Below are 18,988 nucleotides of genomic sequence, written 5' to 3' on the forward strand. Positions count from 1 at the left end.
AGCTCTTTCGAAAGCGCGACATGTTCGTCAAAGCCGGACTTGCCCACATTGGCGGGCTGCAGATTTCGTCCTTCGATGTCATCTACGTCTGCCCGTCCCATTCCGAGCTGGGAACACTGATCTTCAGGCGGCGTCACGCCCCACCGAGGCGCGCGCTCTTCATCGACCTGCCCAACGATCCGAAGCACGGAACGATCGAGCGGATCCGTGACGCGCTGGACCCACTGCGGCATTCCGAGGATTGGCTGCCATGATCGGATTCGATCATCGGCGGCCGCGGTCAAGTCATGGCCTGTTGCCCCATCGCCCGCCCGATCGAAGCATCGCCCCACCCCTCGCCGTGCCGCCGGGAATGCCGTGAGGAAGGCGCTGATGAACCAACTCACGACTGTCGACTTCAAGCACACGGTGCCTGTCAGCGGCCGCGTCATCAGGGTATGTGCCGACTTTGGCGCGAGCGGGAAGTTCCTGAGTTGGAGCGCCACCTTCTACATCGCGCCTCAGTTCTTCGAGATGACGGGATGCGTTCAAAGAGCTCAAGGCGAGACCGAATCCCAGACCGTCGTGTCGTCGATCGGTCAGGCGCTGAACGCAAGGTTCCGCTGATCCCGCACGCCGACGTCACAAACAGGGAGCAACCAATGCGACTCTTCAAGTCCGTGGATTTCCGGCACGAGTGTCGGGTGAGCGCCTCCGCCACAGGGCTGGCGAAGGCGTGCGTTGACTTCAGCGCGAGCGGAGCACTGCTGGTTTGGAATGCAACGATCAATCGCTCCGAGCGGGTTTTCGAACTGGAAGGTTCCACCTACCGCGCAGACGACGAATCCGAGCGCGAGGCCGTGATACGGGCGGTCTCGATGGCAATCGATGCGGCAATCGCGGCCGCTTGAAAGCGCTCGGAGTACGTGCTTTTCCGTGTCTTTCCCAAGGCAGCTCGGAGTCTGAGCATGGCCGGGGTCGCGGCATGCCCGGGGGCCGGCGTATCTCGTTCAACAAGGAAGTCGGATGACCATCCCACCGCCTCCACGGTCCGTCCTGGTGGTCGACGACGTACCTGACATGTCGACGTCGCTTGGCTTGCTGCTCGCGGGGCTCGGATTCAGCGTGCGGACGGCGCTATCGGGGGAGCAAGCGCTCTGCTTGATCCGGGACGACCCGCCAGACGCAGTGATCTCGGACATCGAGATGCCAGGCATCGGAGGTATCGGACTCGCTCAGGCGATCAAAAGGGACTCGAGCATCAACGCGTTGCTGATCGGGATCTCGGGTTCGGCTCAGAGCTTGCGCGACGCCGCCGACCTCTTCGACCACACGCTGCTGAAGCCCGTGTCGATCGAGGCCTTGGAGGAGTTGCTCCCTCATGAGGACTGGAACATATGACACTGCTTCGCACCGCGCATGGCGCATGGAACGCTGAAGAGGTCGGTGAACTCGTGGATGGCTTTGCCAAGCACATCTCCCAATATGGGATCGTTCTGCTGGATCCCTTGGGGCGAATCACCGGATGGAGCGAGGGGAGCTACTGCATCACCGGCTATTCGGCTGAGGAGGTGCTGGACCGCGGCTTCTCGATGTTGTTTGTTGACGACGACGTGAGGGCGGAGCTGCATCGCCACGAACTCAATGCCGCAGCAATGCTGGGAGCCGTTGAGGATGAGCGATGGCACGCGCGCAAGGATGGATCGGCCTTCTGGGCCAGCGGCATGACCTTCTCCAGGCGTCAGCACGGCCGTCATCTTGGATTCGCCAAGCTGTTTCGTGATGCCACCCACCTACGCCTTCGAACTCAATGGCTCGAGAATGAAGTGCAGCGCCTGGAGCGACAGCATCACGATCAAACGGTCTTCATCGGGACGATTGCGCACGAGTTGCGCAATCCGCTGCAGCCGATCGGCCTTGCCACAAGACTGCTTGCGTTGTCGGTCGATCCCAAGCAGATCGAACAGGCAGCGAAGGTGATCCGTCGGCAGGTCGCGTTCGTCGAGAGACTGGTCGAGGATCTGGTCGACATGACGCGAGTGGGCGAAGGCCGGTTGAATCTGCGCTACGAAGACGTGCTGTTGCAGCCGTTGGTGGAGGAGGCGATCGAAGCATGTCGCCCGTCTGCGGTCGCCGCCAGCGTCGAGCTTCTCAGCGTTCTTCCGCCGGTGATGGTGCGAGTACAGGTCGACAGTGGCCGTATCCATCAGGTTGTCACCAACTTGTTGAACAACGCGATCAAGTTCACTCCTCGTGGTGGTCGTGCGTCGGTGCTGGTCAACGTCGACGGAACTCACTTCCTGATCAAAGTGCTGGACACAGGCTGCGGTATTGGGCCGGAGCTTCAGCCTCGCATCTTTGACATGTTCACGCAGGCTGACGGCGCGGACTCCGGGCGGGGGCATGGCCTGGGAATCGGCCTCGCCCTCGTGAAGGAGATCGTCTCCCTGCACGGAGGAACCATTGAGGTCAGAAGCGAAGGCCGCGGCCGTGGCAGCGAGTTCATTGCGAGACTACCGATCCTGAGACAGGCGCCGCGAACACCAAATTAGAAGGAGCAAGTCCGCCCATCGCGGCGAAGCGCCAACTTTGACGGCCTCCATCAAGGGCATGCGCAGGTGATAACCGACGCCCGGCGCCAGCACCACGGCGGGGTGCGGACCGCTTCCGCGCGGCATGTCGACCAGGATCGAGCGAGGTGCGGGCGAAGGGGAGGGCGCTTGCATGGCGAGTGATTCTCCTCGCACCCCTCAATCCGCCCCTGTCCTTCGCCCCAACACCTCCTGGATCGTCCGCGTCAGCGCGCCGAGTTCGATCGGCTTGGCGACATACCCCTGGAACCCCGCCGCCAGCCCCTCCTGCCGGTCCGCGACCATCGCGAAGGCCGTCAGCGCCAGCGCCGGCAACTCCTCCGCGCTGCCGCCCGGCAGCTGCCTCACCGCCCGGATCAGCGAGCGGCCATCCATCTCCGGCATGCCGATGTCGGACACCAGCAGGTCGAAGCGCTCGCCGTCCGTCAGGCGCGACAGCACCTCCGCCGCGCTGCCCGCGACGCTGACCTTCGCGCCCAGCCGGCTCAGCGCCACCTGGCCCACTTCGCGCGCATCCTCCTCGTCGTCGACCAGCATCACCCGCACGCCCGACAGCGTCTCCTCCGACAGCTCCACCGGCGCCGCGCTCGGCGGCGGCGGCAGGGCCTGGTCGGCCAGCATCGGCAGGCGCAGCTCGAAGCAGGCGCCGCCGCCCGGGCCGGGACTGGCGGCGCTGATGCGGCCCTTGTGCAACTGCGCGATCGCGCGCGCGATCGCCAGGCCCAGGCCCAGGCCGCCGACCTTGCGCGTCGACGAGCCGTCCTCCTGCCGCAGCCGGTCGAAGACGTAGGGCAGGAACTCCGGCGAGATGCCGCGCCCGGTGTCCTGCACGCGCAGCAGCGCCTCGCCGTCCGCGACCTCGACCTGCACGTCCACGCGTCCGCCGCCGTCGGTGAACTTGATCGCATTGCCGATCAGGTTGGTCAGCACCTGCGCCAGCCGCTGCGCGTCGCCGGCGATCCACACCGGCTCGGGCGCGGCGCAGTTCAGCGCGACGCCCTTGCCCTGCGCCTCGTGCAGCGCGCCCAGCACCGACTCCGAGGCCAGCGCCGACAGGTCCAGCGGCGCCGTCTGCAGCACCAGCTTGCCGGCGGCCACCGCGCTCATGTCGAGCAGGTCGTTGATCATCCGGCCCTGCAGCTGCGCATTGCGCCGGATCACCGCCGCGGCCTTGCCCAGCATCGGATGCGCGTCCGAGAAATTCGACAGGATGTCCGCCCAGCCGGTGATCGCGCTCAGCGGCGAGCGCAGCTCGTGCGACAGCACCGCCAGGAACTGGTCCTTCAGCTCGTTGGCCCGCTCCGCCTCCTCCTTGCCCTGACGCAGCGCCTGCTGCGCCTCGTAGGCCGGCGTGGAGTCGCGGATGATCTTCGAGAACCCGGTCAGCGCGCCCGACGCGCTGAACAGCGGCGTCACCACGCCCTCGGCCCGCAGCCGCGTGCCGTCCTGGCGCATCAGCCAGCGGTCATCCCGGGCCGCGCCCTGCGTCAGCGCGAGCGCCAGTTCGTTCTCGAGCACGTCCGCGGCGCGGTCCTCCGGCGTCAGCAGGATCTCCGCCGACATGCCCTGCACCGCCTCCAGCGCATGGCCGAAGATCGTGCCGGCGGCGCGGTTCCAGTCGCGGATCCGGCCCTCGGCGTCGAGCAGGATGACCGCATGGTCCTGCAGCGAATCCACCACCCGCGCATACAGCGCGTCGGCCTCGCGCAGCTGCGCCTCGACCTGGCGCTGTGCGTCGCGCTGGCGCACCTCGCGCAGCGCGCGGTCGATGGCCACCGGCAGCCGCGCCAGCCGGCCCTTCATCACGTAGTCGGTGGCGCCGCGCTTGAGCAGCTCCACCGTGTTCTCCTCGCCGATCACGCCCGACACGAAGATGAAAGGCGTGCCCGGCACCAGCCGCTGCGCCAGCGCCAGCGCCTCCGCGCCGGTGAAGCCCGGCAGCTGGTAGTCCGACAGGATCAGGTCGAAGCGCTGCGTCTCCAGCGCGCCCAGCAGTCCCGGCTCGTCCTTCACCCAGGTCACGCGCGCCCGCGGATGCGTGGTCTCCAGCGAGGCCAGCAGCAGCTCCGCGTCGAAGGTGGAATCCTCCAGCAGCAGGATCTCCAGCGGCGGCGCGTCAGCCGCGACGGCGGCTGCGGCGCTGGTCGGCGCGCCGGGCGGGGGAAGGGGCGCGGAATCTGCCATCGGTTCATTCATAACGCCGCGCGGCGCGCAGCGAGCCCGGTGGCGGCTCGTTCAGCACCGCCCAGAACACGCCCAGGTCGGCGATCGCGGCGACGAACTGCTTGAAGTTCACCGGCTTGACCACGTAGGCATTCACCCCCAGCGCATAGCTCTGCACCACGTCCGACTCCGTCTGCGACGAGGTCAGCATCACCACCGGGATGCTCTTGAGCGCCTCGGTGGCGCGCACCGCCTTGAGCACCTCCAGCCCGTTGACCTTGGGCAGTTTCAGGTCGAGCAGGATGACCGCCGGATTGCCCTCCGCGCGGTCGGCATGGGCGCCTTCGCGGTTGAGGTAGTCCAGCGCCTCGGCGCCGTCGCGCACGATGATCACCTCGTTGGCGAGCTGGCTGCGTTCGAGCGCGACCAGCGTCAGCTCGAGGTCGCGGGCGTCGTCTTCGACAAGCAGGATGGGCTTGAGCATGGCGTTCGGCTTCAGGAATCAGGAGAGAGGGAATCGGCGGCGCGAGGCGCCCCTGCGCCGCCGGGGGACAGTGATCCGTGGGTGTCGGTGTTGGTCTCGGCCGCCGCGTCGCCCTCGGGCGCCTGGGCCTCCTGCATCGCGCGCGTGGGCAGGGTGAAGCTGAAGCGGGCGCCGCGCTCGGGCTCGCCCCAGGCGTCGACCTGGCCGCCATGGCGCTCGACGATGCGCCGCACGCTGGCCAGGCCGATGCCGGTGCCCTCGAAGCTCTCGCTCTGGTGCAGCCGCTGGAACACGCCGAACAGCTTGCCCACGTACTTCATCTGGAAGCCCACGCCGTTGTCGGCGATGCTCAGGCCCACGCCGGTCTCGTCCTCGACGGCGCTGATCTCGATGCGCGCGACCTCGCGCGGACGCGTGTACTTCACCGCGTTGGCCACCAGGTTGCGCACGGCCACCTGCAGCAGCACCGGGTCGCCCCACAGCCGCGGCAGCGGCCGCTGGATCACCCAGTCGATGCGGCGGTCCTTGTTCATCGCGTTCTGCTCGGCCACCAGGTCGTCGATCATGGGGCCGGTGTGGATGGACGCGTGCTTGATCGCCGAGCGTCCCATCCGCGAGAAGTCCAGCAGCGCGTCCACCAACTGCCCGGCATGGGCGGAGGCCTCCTTCACATGCGCGAGGTAGCGCTGCGAGCGGGCCGACAGCCCCTGGCCCTCCATCTCCAGCACCAGGTCGACGAAGCCCGCGATGTGGCGCATCGGCGCGCGCAGGTCATGCGACACGGTGTAGGAGAAGGCTTCCAGCTCCTTGTTCACGCGGCCGAGCTCCATGGCCACCTCGGCCATCTCCTCGGCGCGGCGCAGCACCACGCCGATCAGCGCCTGCCGCAGTTCCTGCACCGCATGGACCTCGCCCGAGGTCCAGGGCAGGGAACGGCCGCCGACCTGCTCCTTCCAGCTCGAGAAGCTGCGGCGCGGATGCAGCCGCGTGTCGCGCTCCGTCGTGGGCGTCTTGTGCGGATTGCCGGCCCACACCACGGTCTGCACGATCTCGGGACGGAACCACACGATGTGATGGCGATGCAGCCGGGAGATCGAAATCGCCAGCACGCCCGCGGTGCCGGCCAGCGCCGTCGCCAGCGACGGCGGCACGTCCAGCGCCAGGCGGTCGCTGTGCCAGACCGGGTCGGCGCGATTGGCCAGCCACTGGCCCAGCGTCAGCAGCGTCTCGCGGTCCGGCGTCTCGCCCACCGACCAGCAGCTGTCGTTCAGGATCACCGCCGCGCCGCAGGCCCGGCCCAGTCGCAGCAGCGGCCCCGGTTCCTCCACCAGGCGCTGCAGCGTCGCGTCGCTGTCCGCCAGGTGCGCGACGATCGCCAGCGTCAGCTGGCGCAGGCGCAGCTGCTCGGTGACCTGCTCGTTCTCTTCCTTCGCCTCGATCTGCAGCGACAGCAGCTGTCCCAGGTGCTCGCAGGCCATGCGCGTCTGCCAGGACAGCTGGCGCGGCGCGTGGTCGTGGCAGGACACCAGCCCCCACAGCTGTCCGCGCACGATGATGGACACCGACATCGACGCCAGCGTCCGCATGTTGCGCATGTATTCGAGGTGGACCGGCGACACGCTGCGCAGCGCGGCCTGGGACATGTCCAGCGCCGTCCCGTCGCGGCCGTCGACGAAGCGCACGGGCACCGGCTCGTAATGGGCGTCGGCGATCAGGCGGATGTGATTGAGGCGGTACAGCTCGCGCGCCTGCGGCGGGATGTCCGAGGCCGGAAAGCGGTGGCCGGCATAGGCGTCGTAGCCGCCGTCGAGCGCCTCGGCGAGCACCTCGCCATGGCCCTCGGCATCGAAGCGGTAGGCCAGGCAGCGGCCGAAGCCGGTCAGGCGCTTCATCTCCGCGACCACCACCCGGCACAGCTCGTCCACCGCGGCGGTGCGCTGCATCATCGGCACCAGGTGCCGGGCCAGGCTGTAGATCGGCGCGCGGTTGCCGCTCTCCTCGACGTCGGCCTCCAGCTCGAAATAACCGCGCTCGCCGAGCCGATGGCCCGACACATGCAGGCGACGCCCCCCGATCACCAACGTGCCGCAGGACACCGGGCCCTCGCCGTCGATCCACGCATGGCGGGCCGCGCGTACCGGATCGAGCACGCCCTCGATGCGCGCCGGCAGCAGGTCGCCCGACTCCGGCAGCAGCGTGCGCCAGTTCTCGCTGTAGGCGACCAGCGCGCCATCGCGCCAGTCCACCGCGGCCAGCCAGCCGTGGGGCTGGATCGCGCCGGGGATGCGGATCGGCTCATTGGCGCACTGCGCCATCTGGCGGTCCATCGACGTCGGCGACGGCCCCTGGCCCAAGGTGGCGACGTCCCCGTTCATTGCGGGGTTGCGACCGACGTGGCCGCGGCGGTCGAAACGAATGACATCGACGGAGCGGTCGGAGCGGTCGCTGCGACCGGCAGGTCCGGCGCCGCGGCGCCCACGGACTCGAAGGTCTCGATCAGCGCCTGGAAGGTCTGGACGGCCGCGCGGCAGGCGGCGTTGCGATCTGTCTCCTCGGCGCCGGCCTGCGCATCGGCGAGCTGTCGGAACTCGCGCCACATCGCGCCGGTGCGCTCGCCGAAGCCGTGGAAATAGGCGGCGCCGCGCTCCGGGGTCAGGCCGTGCCGCGCGAGCAGCATCGGCGTCAGCACCTGGCCGCCCAGCGCCGAGCCCTCCAGCACGTACAGCGAGCCGAAGGCGGCGGCCGGGCTGTCCAGTCGCAGCCGGTGCTGCGAGGCCCGGGCCGCGGCGCGCATCGTGTCGTCGTGGGGGAGCGCGAGCACGGCCAGGTCGTGCGCGGCGAACGGGGCGCGCCGGCGCGCGTCGAACCACGGCCGCAGCGACTCGGGCAGCGCGTGGCGCACGCGCTGTTCCCAGAGCTGAAGGAATTCATGGAAGCCGCGCAGGATCCGACCGTAGCGTGCGAGCGGCATCGGCGCCCCGAGCCGGAGCAGCGCCTCGATCTCGTCGTGCAGGGGGGCGGTGCAGCGGCGCAGGCGGGGCAGCAACTCGGTGGAAATGGGAGCGTCGGTCGTCGTCATGGAACTCGGCGGGCGGTCGGGCGCGCGGACGGCGGGGGCGGCGCGAGGGCCGGACCCGGTCGCCAAGGCGCGGATTATGGTCAGAAAGGCGCAGGGCAAAGATCCGTCCCGACCCGGGGTGGAATCGCCGTCCCCCCATTCCGGTGGCAGCCTGAAGCGTCGTTCGTTCCTCGGCGCGCCGAAGACGGCGAGGGCACGGGAATTGCCAACAGAGGGCCATGCCTGCCCGTCGAGCGCCGCTGGCGCGCATGTACGGGAACTTCTCCATGGACCTCTTGCCGCAGGGTTTGCCATGCAACCGTACGCCGTCATCGTCGACGACAACCTCGAATCCAGCGAGACGCTGGCCATCCTTCTGGAGCTGGAGGGCTACACCGCCGCCACCGCCGCGACCCTGGCCGAGGCGCGCGCCCGCATTGCCGCGCGGCGGCCGGACGCGCTGATCCTGGACCGGGCACTGCCGGACGGGCAGGGCATGGACTTCGTCAGCGAGGCGCTCAGCGGTGGTCCGATGACGATCGTCATGCTGACCGGTACCTCGGATCCGGGCGATGCCGCCGAGGCGATCCGGCGCGGCGCCAGCGCCTACCTGGTCAAGCCCGCCACCATCCAGCAGCTCAAGGCGGTGCTGGACGAGGCGCAGCAGGGCGTGCGTCAGGCTGCCTGAACCTGGCGCGACGCCGTCTGGGAAGGCCTCGGTGCGGGGCCGTCGCAGGACGGTGACGTGTCGGGGTATGGGGGAGGGGTTTTCGCGGCCTGCCGGGAAAATCTCTCCCCCATGCTGGCGCAGAGAGATGGCAGGAAGGGAGCGCTTCAACAAGCACCGAGCGCCGTGGGGAGTGAGAAGACCCTCACCCCTCCCTCTCCCGCAAGCGGGAGAGGGTGAAACTCCCCCCGTCCTCTCGCACGCACAAGGGGCACATTCATCCCCTCGCCCCCAGAGGGGGAGAGGGTTAGGGTGAGGGGGTTCCCCCTCGTTCGACGTGTCAACGGAAATCGTCGAGCTGGATCCCGTGCCGGTGCAGCTTGTCGTACAGCGTCTTGCGCGGCGTTCCCAGCAATTCCATCGCCGCCGGCACCTTGCCGCCGGAGCGGCGCAGTGCCTGCTCGATCAGCGCCTTCTCGACCATCTCCATCTGGCGCGCCAGCGCCAGGTTGGGCACCGCCTGGATCGCGGCGGTGGAGTCCAGGTCGTCCAGCGCGAGCACGAAGCGGTCGGCCGCGTTGCGGATCTCCCGCACGTTGCCGGGCCAGTCGTGGGCCATCAGCTCGCGCAGCTTGTCCGGCGTGAGCTCGGGCGCCTCGCGCTCATAGCGCTTGCAGGCCTGCGCGACGAAGTGCTCGAACAGCAGCGGGATGTCCTCGCGGCGCTCGCGCAGCGGCGGCAGCACCAGCGTGGCGATGTTGAGCCGGTAGTAGAGGTCGCTGCGGAACTGCCCGCGCTCGCCCATTTCCTTGAGGTCGGCCTTGCTCGCGGCGATGAAGCGCACGTTGATGACCTGCTCCTCGTTGGAGCCCAGCCGCTCGACGCGGCGTTCCTGCAGCACGCGCAGCAGCTTGATCTGCAGTGGCACCGGCATGGTCTCGATCTCGTCGAGCAGCAGGGTGCCGCCGTTGGCATGCTCGATCTTGCCGATGCGGCGCTTGCCCGCCGAGGTGAAGGCGCCGGACTCGTGGCCGAACAGCTCGCTCTCGAACAGCGCCTCGGGCAGGCCGCCGCAGTTGATGGCGACGAAGTGCCGGTCGCGGCGCGGGCTCTGGTCGTGCAGGCAGCGCGCGACGAGCTCCTTGCCGGTGCCGGTCTCGCCGAGGATCATCACGTCGGCCGAGGTGGAGGCCAGGTTCAGCACCTGGCGCCGCAGCTGCTGCATCGCCGGGGACTTGCCCAGCAGCGCCGCCTCGATGCCGCTGGCGGCCGAGAGCTGCGCGCGCAGTTCGTCCGCGGAGTGGCGCAGCATCCGCAGGTCCAGCGCACGGCGCGCGGTGTCCAGCAGCCGCTCCGGCGCGAAGGGCTTCTCGATGAAGTCGTAGGCGCCGTTGCGCATCGCCTGCACGGCCATGTTCACGTCGCCGTGCGCGGTGATCAGGATCACCGGGATCTGGGGATCGGTCGCCTGGACGTGCGCCAGCAGCGCGCGGCCATCCATGCCGGGCAGCCGCACGTCGGTGATCACGATCACCTGCGCGCCGGGCTGCACGTGCGGCAGCGCCTCCTCGGCCGAGCGGCAGGGCACGACGCTCAGCCCCTCGAGCTCCAGCGTCTGGGTCAGGCTGACCCGCACCGGCAGGTCGTCCTCGACGAACACGACCTTGTAGCCCTCAAACATACTGACCCTCCTCGGCCTGCCAGGTGTCGACCTCCAGGTCGAATTCGAAAATCATGCCCTGGTCCAGCCGGTGCGCCCGCAGCGCGCCGCCGAACTCGTGGACGATCTTGGACGAGATCACCAGCCCCAGCCCCAGGCCTTCGCCGGCGGGCTTGGTGGTGAAGAACGGCTCGAACAGCCGCGGCAGCAGCGTCTCGCTCAGGCCCGGCCCGCTGTCCTGCACCTGCACGAGCACGCGCCGGCCCTCGTCCGCCGGCACCGCCGCCACGCGCAGCCGGCGCGGGTCCTCGGGGCCGTCGGGCGGTGGCTCCGACGCGATCGCGTCGATGCCGTTGCCCAGCAGATTCACCAGCACCTGCTCGAGCCGGTTGGACTCGGCGCTGACGCGCAGCCCCGGCGGCACGTCGACCTCCACCGCCAGGTCCAGCGCGCGGGTGCGGTGTTCCAGCAGCAGCCGCGCGTTGTTCACGCAGGCCAGCAGCGACACGGCCGTGCGCGCCGGCTCCGCCTTGCGGGCGAAGCTCTTGAGCTGGCGGGTGATCTGTCCCATGCGCTCGACCATGTCGTCCATCGTCTGCAGGTTGTCCGCGACCGCTTGCAGGCGGCCGGCCTCCAGCAGCCGTTGCGAATTCCGTGCCAGCGCGCGCAGGGCCGTCAGCGGCTGGTTGACCTCATGCGACAAACCGGCCGACATCTGCCCCAGCACCGCGAGTTTGCTGGTCTGCAGCAGCTCGCCCTCGGCCTGTCTGCGCTGGGCGATCTGATCGAGCAGCTCCTCGTTGATCTGGCGGAGTTCCGCCGTGCGTTCGTCGACGATTCTTTCCAGCTGCGCGTGCGCGTTCTGCAATTCGGTCTTGGCCTGGAAGAGTTGTCGCAGCGCGCGCCGGCGCGACGCGAGGTACAGCAGCAGCATCCCGATCGCCGCGCCGAAGGCGGCGCCGCTCCAGGCCGCCAGCCGCGCCTGGCGCCGCACCTCGGACAGGTCGGACAGCGCCAGCAGCCGCAGGCCCAGCGGCAACAGTTGGCGCTCCTGCGCCAGCAGCGTCGTGCTGGCCGGCGCCGGCGCGCGCACCAGCAGGCTGTTGTAGGCCTCCAGCGCGCCGGGCAGGCCCAGGTCCGGACCAACGCGTGGATAACGCGCGCTGGCCTGCAGCCGGTCGCGCTCGGACGCGTCGGCGCGGTTGAGCACGGCGTAGCGCCATTCCTCCACCGAGCTCATGATCACCACGCCCTGGTCGTCGGAGACCAGGATGCGCTCCCCCTGCGAGCGCAGGCCCAGGTCGACCCAGGTCGATTCCAGCGGCGCCAGGTTGAGCTTGACCACGATCACGCCCTGCAGCTGCTGGTGGCGGCGCAGCGGATGCAGCAGGAAGAAGTTGGTCGAGCCGCTCAGCCCCGCCTGGCCGGCGTCGGAGGCGAAGAAGTGGTGGCGGTCCTGCTCGATGGCCTGCTGCAGGCGCAGCGGCGGGGTCAGCGGCTCGCTGGAGGCGAGCACGCGGCCCTCGGGATCGGCGACGAAGATCTGCGTCGTGCCCGCGCGCACGTTGACCCGCGCCAGCGCCAGGCTGGCCGACTTGCGCAGGGCCTCGTCGTCGGGATGCTCGACCAGCCGGGTGACGTCGCCGTCGATGGCCAGCAGGCTGGGCAGGTAGGCATGGCGGCCCAGCTCGGTCTGCAGGTTGGAGGCGTAGAGCTCCAGCCGCTCGGTGGCCAGGGCGCTGAGCTGGTCGAGGCTGGCGCGCTCGCTGAGGCGGTGGCCCAGCAGCAGCCCCAGCAGCATCAGCACGCCGGTCAGGTAGAGGTAGAAGGTCGGCCGGCCCAGGAAGTACGCCAGCCGCTGGCGGGCGGAGGAGGTGGCGAAGGAGGAGGTGACGACCGGTTCCATGGGAGACGAAAAATCGCCGTCCAGTGTGCCCAAGTTGGCGCGCGCCTTGCACCCGGCGCACCGGCTTTTTTGCGACTGGCGAGGATTCGCCCGGCTGGCTAGGCGGTTTGTGCGGATTTCCGCACTTCGTTGCGTCGCCGAGACTGGGGAGACATGCCCGGCGGGTGCGCATGGTGGCGCCCGCGTCGGTGAATACCCTTGAAACGGACGGATTGGCACGCGGGTTGCACCCGCAAGCGCCGTCACGCGGCGCGAGCCGTGTCCAACAACATGCTGGGGCCTTATGGAGATACTTTTTCAGCAGATCATCAACGGGCTGGTGCTCGGGAGCATGTATGCCCTCGTCGCGCTGGGCTACACGATGGTTTACGGGATCATCAACCTCATCAACTTCGCGCACGGCGAGGTGCTGATGGCAGGCGCCCTGGTGAGCTGGACCGTCGTCACGGCGCTGGCTGGCCTGGGCCTGCCGGGCTGGCTGCTGATGATCATCGCGCTGGCCTGCGCGATCGTCGTCTGCACGCTGCTCAACTTCGCGATCGAGAAGATCGCCTACCGGCCGCTGCGCAACGCCCCCAGACTCGCGCCGCTGATCACCGCCATGGGCATGTCGCTGCTGCTGCAGACGCTGGCCATGATCATCTGGAAACCGAACCCCAAGCCCTTCCCGCAGCTGCTGCCCACCGACCCGATCCAGATCGGTGGCGCGGTGATCACGGTGACGCAGGTGCTGATCCTGGTCACCACGGTCGTGATCCTGGGCGGCCTGCTGTTCCTGGTGAACCACACCAAGATGGGCCGCGCGATGCGCGCCACCGCCGAGAACCCGCGCGTGGCCGCGCTGATGGGCGTCAAGCCTGACGCGGTCATCTCGCTGACCTTCATCATCGGCGCCGCGCTGGCCGCGGTGGCCGGCCTGATGTGGGCCGCCAACTACGGCACCGTGCAGCACTCGATGGGCTTCATGCCCGGCCTGAAGGCCTTCACCGCCGCGGTGCTGGGCGGCATCGGCAACCTCGCCGGCGCGATGGTCGGCGGCGTGCTGCTCGGCCTGATCGAGGCCATCGGCGCCGGTTACCTCGGCGACCTGACCGGCGGCGTGCTGGGCAGCCATTACGCCGACATCTTCGCCTTCATCGCGCTGATCCTGGTGCTGACGCTGCGTCCGTCGGGCCTGCTGGGCGAACGCGTCGCCGATCGCGCCTGAGGAGCCTCACATGCACAACAAATCCAAGCTGATCACCTTCCTGATCGCCGGCGTGCTGCTGCTGGTGCTGCCGCTGTTCGCGCAGTCCTTCGGCAACGGCCCGGTGCGCATCATCGACCTGGCGCTGCTGTACGTGCTGCTGGCGCTGGGCCTGAACATCGTCGTCGGCTACGCCGGCCTGCTGGACCTGGGCTACGTCGCGTTCTACGCGGTGGGCGCGTATCTCTTCGCGCTGCTCAACAGCCCGCACCTGGCGGAGAACTTCGAGCACATCGCCGCCGCCTTCCCCAACGGGCTGCACCTGCCGCTGCTGCTGGCCATCGCGCTGGCGGCGCTGCTGGCGGGGCTGTTCGGCGTGCTGCTGGGCGCGCCGACGCTGAAGCTGCGCGGCGACTACCTGGCCATCGTGACGCTGGGCTTCGGCGAGATCATCCGCGTGTTCCTGAACAACATGGAATACCCGCTGAACATCACCAACGGCCCCCGCGGCATCGGCCAGATCGACGGCGTCCACTTCCTGGGCTTCCAGTTCAGCCAGAACCACACCTTCTTCGGGATCGAGGTCAACTCGGTGTCGATGTACTACTACCTGTTCCTGGCGCTGGTGATCGCGTCGGTGGTGATCTGCTACCGGCTCGAGAACTCCCGCATCGGCCGCGCCTGGATGGCCATCCGCGAGGATGAGATCGCCGCCAAGGCCATGGGCATCAACACCCGCAACATGAAGCTGCTGGCCTTCGGCATGGGCGCGACCTTCGGCGGCGTGGCCGGCTCGATGTTCGGCGCCTTCCAGGGCTTCGTCTCGCCGGAGTCGTTCAGCCTGCAGGAGTCGGTGATGATCGTGGCCATGGTCGTGCTGGGCGGCATCGGCCACATCCCGGGCGTGATCCTGGGCGCGCTGCTGCTGGCGGCGCTGCCGGAAGTGCTGCGCTACGTTGCCGGTCCGCTGCAGGAGATGACCGACGGCCGCCTGGACGCGGCCATCCTGCGCCAGCTGCTGATCGCGCTGGCGATGATCGTGATCATGCTCATGCGTCCGCGCGGCCTGTGGCCGTCGCCCGAGCACGGCAAGTCGCGGCCGCTGCCGCCCGGGGCGCAGCCGCCCGCGAACGCCGGCAGCGCCATCAACGCCTGATCCGTGCCAGGAGCCAGAAAGAATGACTGAAACCGTACTGAAAGTGGCCGGCGCGTCCAAGCGCTTCGGCGGCCTGCAGGCGCTGTCGGATGTGGGCATCGAGATCAAGAAGGGCCAGGTCTATGGCCTGATCGGTCCCAACGGCGCCGGCAAGACGACCTTCTTCAATGTGATCACCGGCCTGTACGTGCCCGATGGCGGCACCTTCGAGCTGGGCGGCCAGGCTTACAAGCCGCAGGCCGTGCACCAGGTGGCCAAGACCGGCATCGCGCGCACCTTCCAGAACATCCGGCTGTTCGCCGAGATGACCGCGCTGGAGAACGTGATGGTGGGCCGCCATGTGCGCACCCATTCGGGCCTGATGGGCGCCGTGTTCCGCACACCCGGCTTCAAGAAGGAAGAGGCCGAGATCACCGCCCGCGCCCGCGAACTGCTGGCCTATGTCGGCATCGAGCGGCATGCCGACTTCAAGGCCCGCACGCTGTCCTACGGCGACCAGCGCCGGCTGGAGATCGCGCGCGCGCTGGCGACCGATCCCAAGCTGATCGCGCTGGACGAACCCGCCGCCGGCATGAACGCGACCGAGAAGGTGGTGCTGCGCGAGCTGATCGACCGCATTCGCAACGACGGCCGCACCATCCTGCTGATCGAGCACGACGTGAAGCTGGTGATGGGCCTGTGCGACCACGTGTCGGTGCTGGACTACGGCAAGCTCATCGCCTCCGGCACGCCGGCGGAAGTGCAGCGCAACCCCAAGGTGATCGAGGCCTACCTCGGCGCCCACGCGGCGCAGGAAGCGCACGCGGCCCCCTGATCCCGACCTACGGAAATCGAAAAGATGGCAGACAACATCCTCCTCCAGGTCGAGGGCCTCAAGGTGGCCTACGGCGGCATCCAGGCAGTCAAGGGCGTGGACTTCGACGTGCGCGAGGGCGAGCTCGTCTCGCTGATCGGCGCCAACGGCGCAGGCAAGACCACCACGCTCAAGGCGGTCACCGGGCTGCAGCCGGTGGCCGTGGGCGACATCAAGTTCCTGGGGCGCTCGATCAAGGGCCAGGGCGCCTGGAACCTGGCCAAGCAGGGCCTGGTGATGGTGCCGGAAGGTCGTGGCACGTTCACGCGCATGACCATCACCGAGAACCTGCAGATGGGCGCGTTCATTCGCAACGACAACGAGATCCAGGCCGACATCGAGAAAGTGTTCGGCCTGTTCCCTCGCTTGAAGGAGCGCCGCGCGCAGCTTGCCGGCACGATGTCCGGCGGCGAGCAGCAGATGCTGGCGATGGGCCGCGCGCTGATGGCGCGCCCCAAGCTGCTGCTGCTGGACGAGCCGTCGATGGGCCTGTCGCCGATCATGGTCGACAAGATCTTCGAGGTCGTGAACGACATCCACCAGCAGGGCGTGACCGTGCTGCTGGTCGAGCAGAACGCCAGCCGCGCGCTGGAACTGGCCACCCGTGGCTACGTGATGGAGTCGGGCGCGATCACGATGAAGGGCGACGGCAAGGCGCTGTTGAACGATCCGAAGGTGCGCGCGGCCTACCTCGGCGAGTGAGCGACCTCGCGACGGGACCTTCCCGTCGCCGCCAACGACACAGGGCCCCACTGGGGCCCTGATTCATTGGTGGTCAGCGCGCCGCTGTCAGCGCCGTCGGCGGCGCCGCACCTCAGGCCTCGCCCGGGCGGTCGCGCGGCACCATCTCGAGGTAGTCGGCAATGCGGCCGCCATCCAGCGGCTTGACCATCACCCGCAGCGAGTTGACGCGCTGGCCCATGCTGATGCCATCGCGCCGGCGCACCTCGGCAAAGCCCTGGCGCTCCCAGAAACGTTCCGCGCGGTCGTTGCCGACGACCACCCCCAGCCGCACCCACGCGGCGCCGCGGCGCCGCATCCAGCGTTCGAGTTCGGCGTAGATCTCGCGCGCGGCCGGCGAGCCATGCAATTCGGTGGCGACGATGAACAGTCCCACCAGCCAGACCCGCGGCGCCATCAGGTCGGACACCAGCGAGGCCATCGCGACCAGTTCGCCCTGGTCGTCCGCATAACCCAGCAAGCGCTTGGCACTGAAGCTCCATCCTTCGGGGGGAAGGTCGCGGATTTCCTCGCGGGCCTCGTCCGGACGGGGTGGGGCGCCGTTGACCTGCTCGAAGTAGAGGGGGTTCCGTTCATAGAACCGCTGCAGCAGGTCCTCGTCGCTGGCCTGGAGTTCGAGCACGTGAACGCGGGGCAGCGACAAGGAGGGGGGAAGGGGGATCGGCATCGGCGAGGTCCACGAGCCGGCGCCTCGCGGCGCCGTCCATCGGAAAGATCACCGAGCGTACCAAACGTCACGCCAGCCGAAATCCCGCGTGGCCCTTCCCCCGAAGGTGGGGGAAGGGCAGCGGCGGGTCACGCCGCGTCGAGGATCACTGGCGGATGAAGGCCAGCAGGTCGGCGTTGACGCGCTCCTTGTGCGTGTCGGTCAGGCCATGCGGCGCGCCGGGGTAGACGATCAGCTTCGCGCCCTTGATCAGCTTGGCCGACGCGCGGCCGGAGATGTCGATCGGCACGATCTGGTCGTCGTCGCCATGGATGACCAGCGTGGGCTTGTCGAACTTCTTCAGGTCCTCGGTGAAGTCGGTCTCGGAGAACGCCTTGATCGAGTCATAGGTGTTCTTGTGGCCGCCTTGCATGCCCTGGAACCACCAGTTGTCGATCAGGCCCTGCGAGACCTTGGCGCCGGGGCGGTTGAAGCCGTAGAACGGACCGCTGGGGATGTCCTTGTAGAGCTGCGAGCGGTTGGCCAACTGCGCCGCGCGGATGCCGTCGAAGACCTCCTTGGGCACGCCGTTGGGGTTCTTGTCGGACTTGACCATGATCGGCGGCACGGCCGACACCAGTACGGCCTTGGCCACGCGCGCCGTGCCGTGGCGGCCGATGTAGCGGGCGACCTCGCCGCCGCCGGTGGAGAAGCCGACCAGCACCGCGTTCTTCAGGTCCAGCGTCTCGATCACGGCGGCCAGGTCGTCGGCGTAGTGATCCATGTCGTTGCCGTCCCAGGGCTGGCTGGAGCGGCCGTGGCCACGGCGGTCATGGGCGATCACGCGATAGCCCTGGTCGGCCAGGAAGATCATCTGCGACTCCCAGCTGTCCGAGTTCAGCGGCCAGCCGTGGCTGAAGACGACGGGCTGGCCGTTCTTCGGACCCCAGTCCTTGTAATAGAGCTGCACGCCGTCCTTGGTCGTGATGAAACTGCCGGACGGCTGCGCGCTCGCCACCGGCGCGGGCGCGGCCTTGGCGCCGGCGGCCAGCGCGGGCGTGGCGACCGCGCCGGCGGCGGCGATGGCCAGGGTCGAGAGCGCCAGCAACTGGCGGCGCGATTGACGGGCGAGGGTGGAGAGGGCGTTCATGGTGGTGGCTCCTTCAGGGGATCGCGACAAGGCGCGGTGGTGGGATGCGGAGGGCAATCGGGTGGATGTCTGATTGCTTGCTAATAGTTTGTGTGCGAATTAAATGGTGAGCATGCGGACGGTTGTTGACGGTGAGAGAAGGGTGAGATGAGGGCGGCTTCAGCCGGATTTGCGGGCCATCCGCTCGCGCAGGGCGAGCAGGCGGTCGCGCAGGTCGATGAGCTCGGCCAGTTCGGTGTCCGAGGCATCGACGATGCATTGGGGCAGGTGGCTCGCGCGCTGGCGCAGGCCGCGGCCGGCAGGGGTCAGCGTGATCAGCACCTGGCGCTCGTCCTGCGGCGAACGATCGCGGCTGACCAGGCCGGCGGCCTCCAGGCGCTTGAGGAGCGGCGTCACCGTCGGGGAGTCGAGGAAGACCCGCTCCGCGATCTCGCCGACGGTCAGGCCGTCGCGCTCCCACAGCACCAGCATCACGAGGTATTGCGGGTAGGTGATCTCGAGGTCCTTCAGCAGCTCGCGGTAGACCTTGTTCAGCCCCAGCATCGTCGAGTAGATCGCGAAGCAAAGCTGTTCGTCGATCTGCTGCGGGACACAGACGGCGGACGTGCCGGTCGTGGTCTGCTGCTTGGTGGAGGTGGTGCGTGCCATGGAGACGAAATTTACTTTGCATGCGAATGAATTGCAAGCGAAAAGATTTGCCGGGGTTAGAGGGAGGGGCTTCGGCTGGGCAGAATGCGCCGCGGGAGGA

At 68.6% G+C, this 18,988-nt stretch carries 19 protein-coding genes; 10 read left to right on the forward strand and 9 right to left on the reverse strand.

Going from position 1 to position 18,988, the window contains the following annotated elements; genetic code table 11:
• Nucleotides 1–20 precede the first annotated feature (20 nt).
• The 5 genes from FHT38_RS06515 to FHT38_RS06535 all read left to right on the forward strand — a co-directional run bounded on the left by FHT38_RS06515 (nt 21) and on the right by FHT38_RS06535 (nt 2,531).
• On the forward strand, nt 21–254 hold the full coding sequence (locus FHT38_RS06515) for a hypothetical protein (RefSeq protein WP_183490766.1): 234 nt from the start codon (nt 21–23) through the stop codon (nt 252–254).
• 118 nt (nt 255–372) lie between these two features.
• Nucleotides 373–606 carry a hypothetical protein gene (locus FHT38_RS06520; protein WP_183490768.1) on the forward strand — a complete coding sequence of 78 codons (234 nt, stop codon included), beginning with the start codon at nt 373–375 and terminating at the stop codon, nt 604–606.
• Nucleotides 607–641: 35 nt separating this feature from the next.
• Nucleotides 642–890 (forward strand): hypothetical protein, encoded by a 249-nt coding sequence (locus tag FHT38_RS06525; protein ID WP_183482776.1) that lies wholly within the window; start codon nt 642–644, stop codon nt 888–890.
• Between the two features lie 115 nt (nt 891–1,005).
• Nucleotides 1,006–1,380 carry a response regulator gene (locus FHT38_RS06530; RefSeq protein WP_183490771.1) on the forward strand — a complete coding sequence of 125 codons (375 nt, stop codon included), beginning with the start codon at nt 1,006–1,008 and terminating at the stop codon, nt 1,378–1,380.
• Nucleotides 1,377–2,531, forward strand: coding sequence for a PAS domain-containing sensor histidine kinase (locus FHT38_RS06535; protein ID WP_183490773.1), 1,155 nt, complete (start codon nt 1,377–1,379; stop codon nt 2,529–2,531). The genes FHT38_RS06530 and FHT38_RS06535 overlap by 4 nt, the downstream gene beginning before the upstream one ends.
• Before the next feature lie 198 nt (nt 2,532–2,729).
• On the opposite strand, the gene FHT38_RS06540 is transcribed toward FHT38_RS06535, so the two are convergent.
• From FHT38_RS06540 to FHT38_RS06555, 4 genes are read right to left on the reverse strand one after another with little or no spacing between them, the layout of a single operon-like run.
• Nucleotides 2,730–4,754 carry a hybrid sensor histidine kinase/response regulator gene (locus FHT38_RS06540; protein WP_183490775.1) on the reverse strand — a complete coding sequence of 675 codons (2,025 nt, stop codon included), beginning with the start codon at nt 4,752–4,754 and terminating at the stop codon, nt 2,730–2,732.
• Between the two features lie 4 nt (nt 4,755–4,758).
• Nucleotides 4,759–5,217, reverse strand: coding sequence for a response regulator (locus FHT38_RS06545; protein ID WP_183490777.1), 459 nt, complete (start codon nt 5,215–5,217; stop codon nt 4,759–4,761).
• A gap of 11 nt (nt 5,218–5,228) precedes the next feature.
• The gene (locus FHT38_RS06550) at nt 5,229–7,592 is read right to left on the reverse strand and encodes an ATP-binding protein (RefSeq protein ID WP_183490779.1); all 2,364 of its coding nucleotides are present in this window, start codon (nt 7,590–7,592) and stop codon (nt 5,229–5,231) included.
• Nucleotides 7,589–8,296, reverse strand: a complete 708-nt coding sequence (locus tag FHT38_RS06555) for a biliverdin-producing heme oxygenase (RefSeq protein WP_175538208.1) — start codon at nt 8,294–8,296, stop codon at nt 7,589–7,591. Before FHT38_RS06555 ends, FHT38_RS06550 begins: the two co-directional genes overlap by 4 nt.
• Nucleotides 8,297–8,588: 292 nt before the next feature.
• Between FHT38_RS06555 and FHT38_RS06560 the strand changes: the two genes are divergently transcribed.
• A complete protein-coding gene (locus FHT38_RS06560; protein WP_175538209.1) occupies nt 8,589–8,963 on the forward strand; it encodes a response regulator in 375 nt (124 codons plus the stop codon).
• A gap of 319 nt (nt 8,964–9,282) precedes the next feature.
• Here the strand turns inward: FHT38_RS06560 and FHT38_RS06565 are convergent, their stop codons facing one another.
• Entirely contained in the window at nt 9,283–10,623 is a 1,341-nt protein-coding gene (locus tag FHT38_RS06565; protein ID WP_091723698.1) for a sigma-54 dependent transcriptional regulator, read from the reverse strand.
• Nucleotides 10,616–12,508: an ATP-binding protein gene (locus tag FHT38_RS06570; protein WP_183490781.1), complete on the reverse strand. Its 1,893-nt coding sequence runs from the start codon at nt 12,506–12,508 to the stop codon at nt 10,616–10,618. The genes FHT38_RS06565 and FHT38_RS06570 overlap by 8 nt, the downstream gene beginning before the upstream one ends.
• 283 nt (nt 12,509–12,791) lie before the next feature.
• On the opposite strand from FHT38_RS06570, the gene FHT38_RS06575 reads away from it, so the two are divergent.
• Genes FHT38_RS06575 through FHT38_RS06590 form a run of 4 tightly spaced genes read left to right on the forward strand, consistent with a single transcriptional unit; the run spans nt 12,792 to nt 16,405 of the window.
• Complete coding sequence (locus tag FHT38_RS06575; protein ID WP_091723702.1) at nt 12,792–13,715, forward strand: branched-chain amino acid ABC transporter permease; 924 nt, start codon at nt 12,792–12,794, stop codon at nt 13,713–13,715.
• 10 nt (nt 13,716–13,725) lie between these two features.
• A complete protein-coding gene (locus tag FHT38_RS06580) occupies nt 13,726–14,850 on the forward strand; it encodes an ABC transporter permease subunit (protein ID WP_183478700.1) in 1,125 nt (374 codons plus the stop codon).
• A 22-nt stretch (nt 14,851–14,872) separates the two neighbouring features.
• A complete protein-coding gene (locus FHT38_RS06585) occupies nt 14,873–15,664 on the forward strand; it encodes an ABC transporter ATP-binding protein (protein ID WP_091723707.1) in 792 nt (263 codons plus the stop codon).
• Between the two features lie 24 nt (nt 15,665–15,688).
• Entirely contained in the window at nt 15,689–16,405 is a 717-nt protein-coding gene (locus tag FHT38_RS06590) for an ABC transporter ATP-binding protein (RefSeq protein WP_147242487.1), read from the forward strand.
• 112 nt (nt 16,406–16,517) lie between these two features.
• On the opposite strand, the gene FHT38_RS06595 is transcribed toward FHT38_RS06590, so the two are convergent.
• The 3 genes from FHT38_RS06595 to FHT38_RS06605 form a co-directional block, all read right to left on the reverse strand.
• Nucleotides 16,518–17,111 (reverse strand): N-acetyltransferase, encoded by a 594-nt coding sequence (locus tag FHT38_RS06595; RefSeq protein ID WP_091723711.1) that lies wholly within the window; start codon nt 17,109–17,111, stop codon nt 16,518–16,520.
• Between the two features lie 145 nt (nt 17,112–17,256).
• Nucleotides 17,257–18,240, reverse strand: coding sequence for an alpha/beta fold hydrolase (locus tag FHT38_RS06600; RefSeq protein ID WP_183490783.1), 984 nt, complete (start codon nt 18,238–18,240; stop codon nt 17,257–17,259).
• Between the two features lie 159 nt (nt 18,241–18,399).
• A complete protein-coding gene (locus tag FHT38_RS06605) occupies nt 18,400–18,888 on the reverse strand; it encodes a MarR family winged helix-turn-helix transcriptional regulator (protein WP_091723715.1) in 489 nt (162 codons plus the stop codon).
• Between the last annotated feature and the right edge of the window lie 100 nt (nt 18,889–18,988).

The sequence above is a fragment of the Mitsuaria sp. BK041 genome (genome assembly GCF_014193085.1).
Taxonomy (GTDB): domain Bacteria; phylum Pseudomonadota; class Gammaproteobacteria; order Burkholderiales; family Burkholderiaceae_C; genus Roseateles.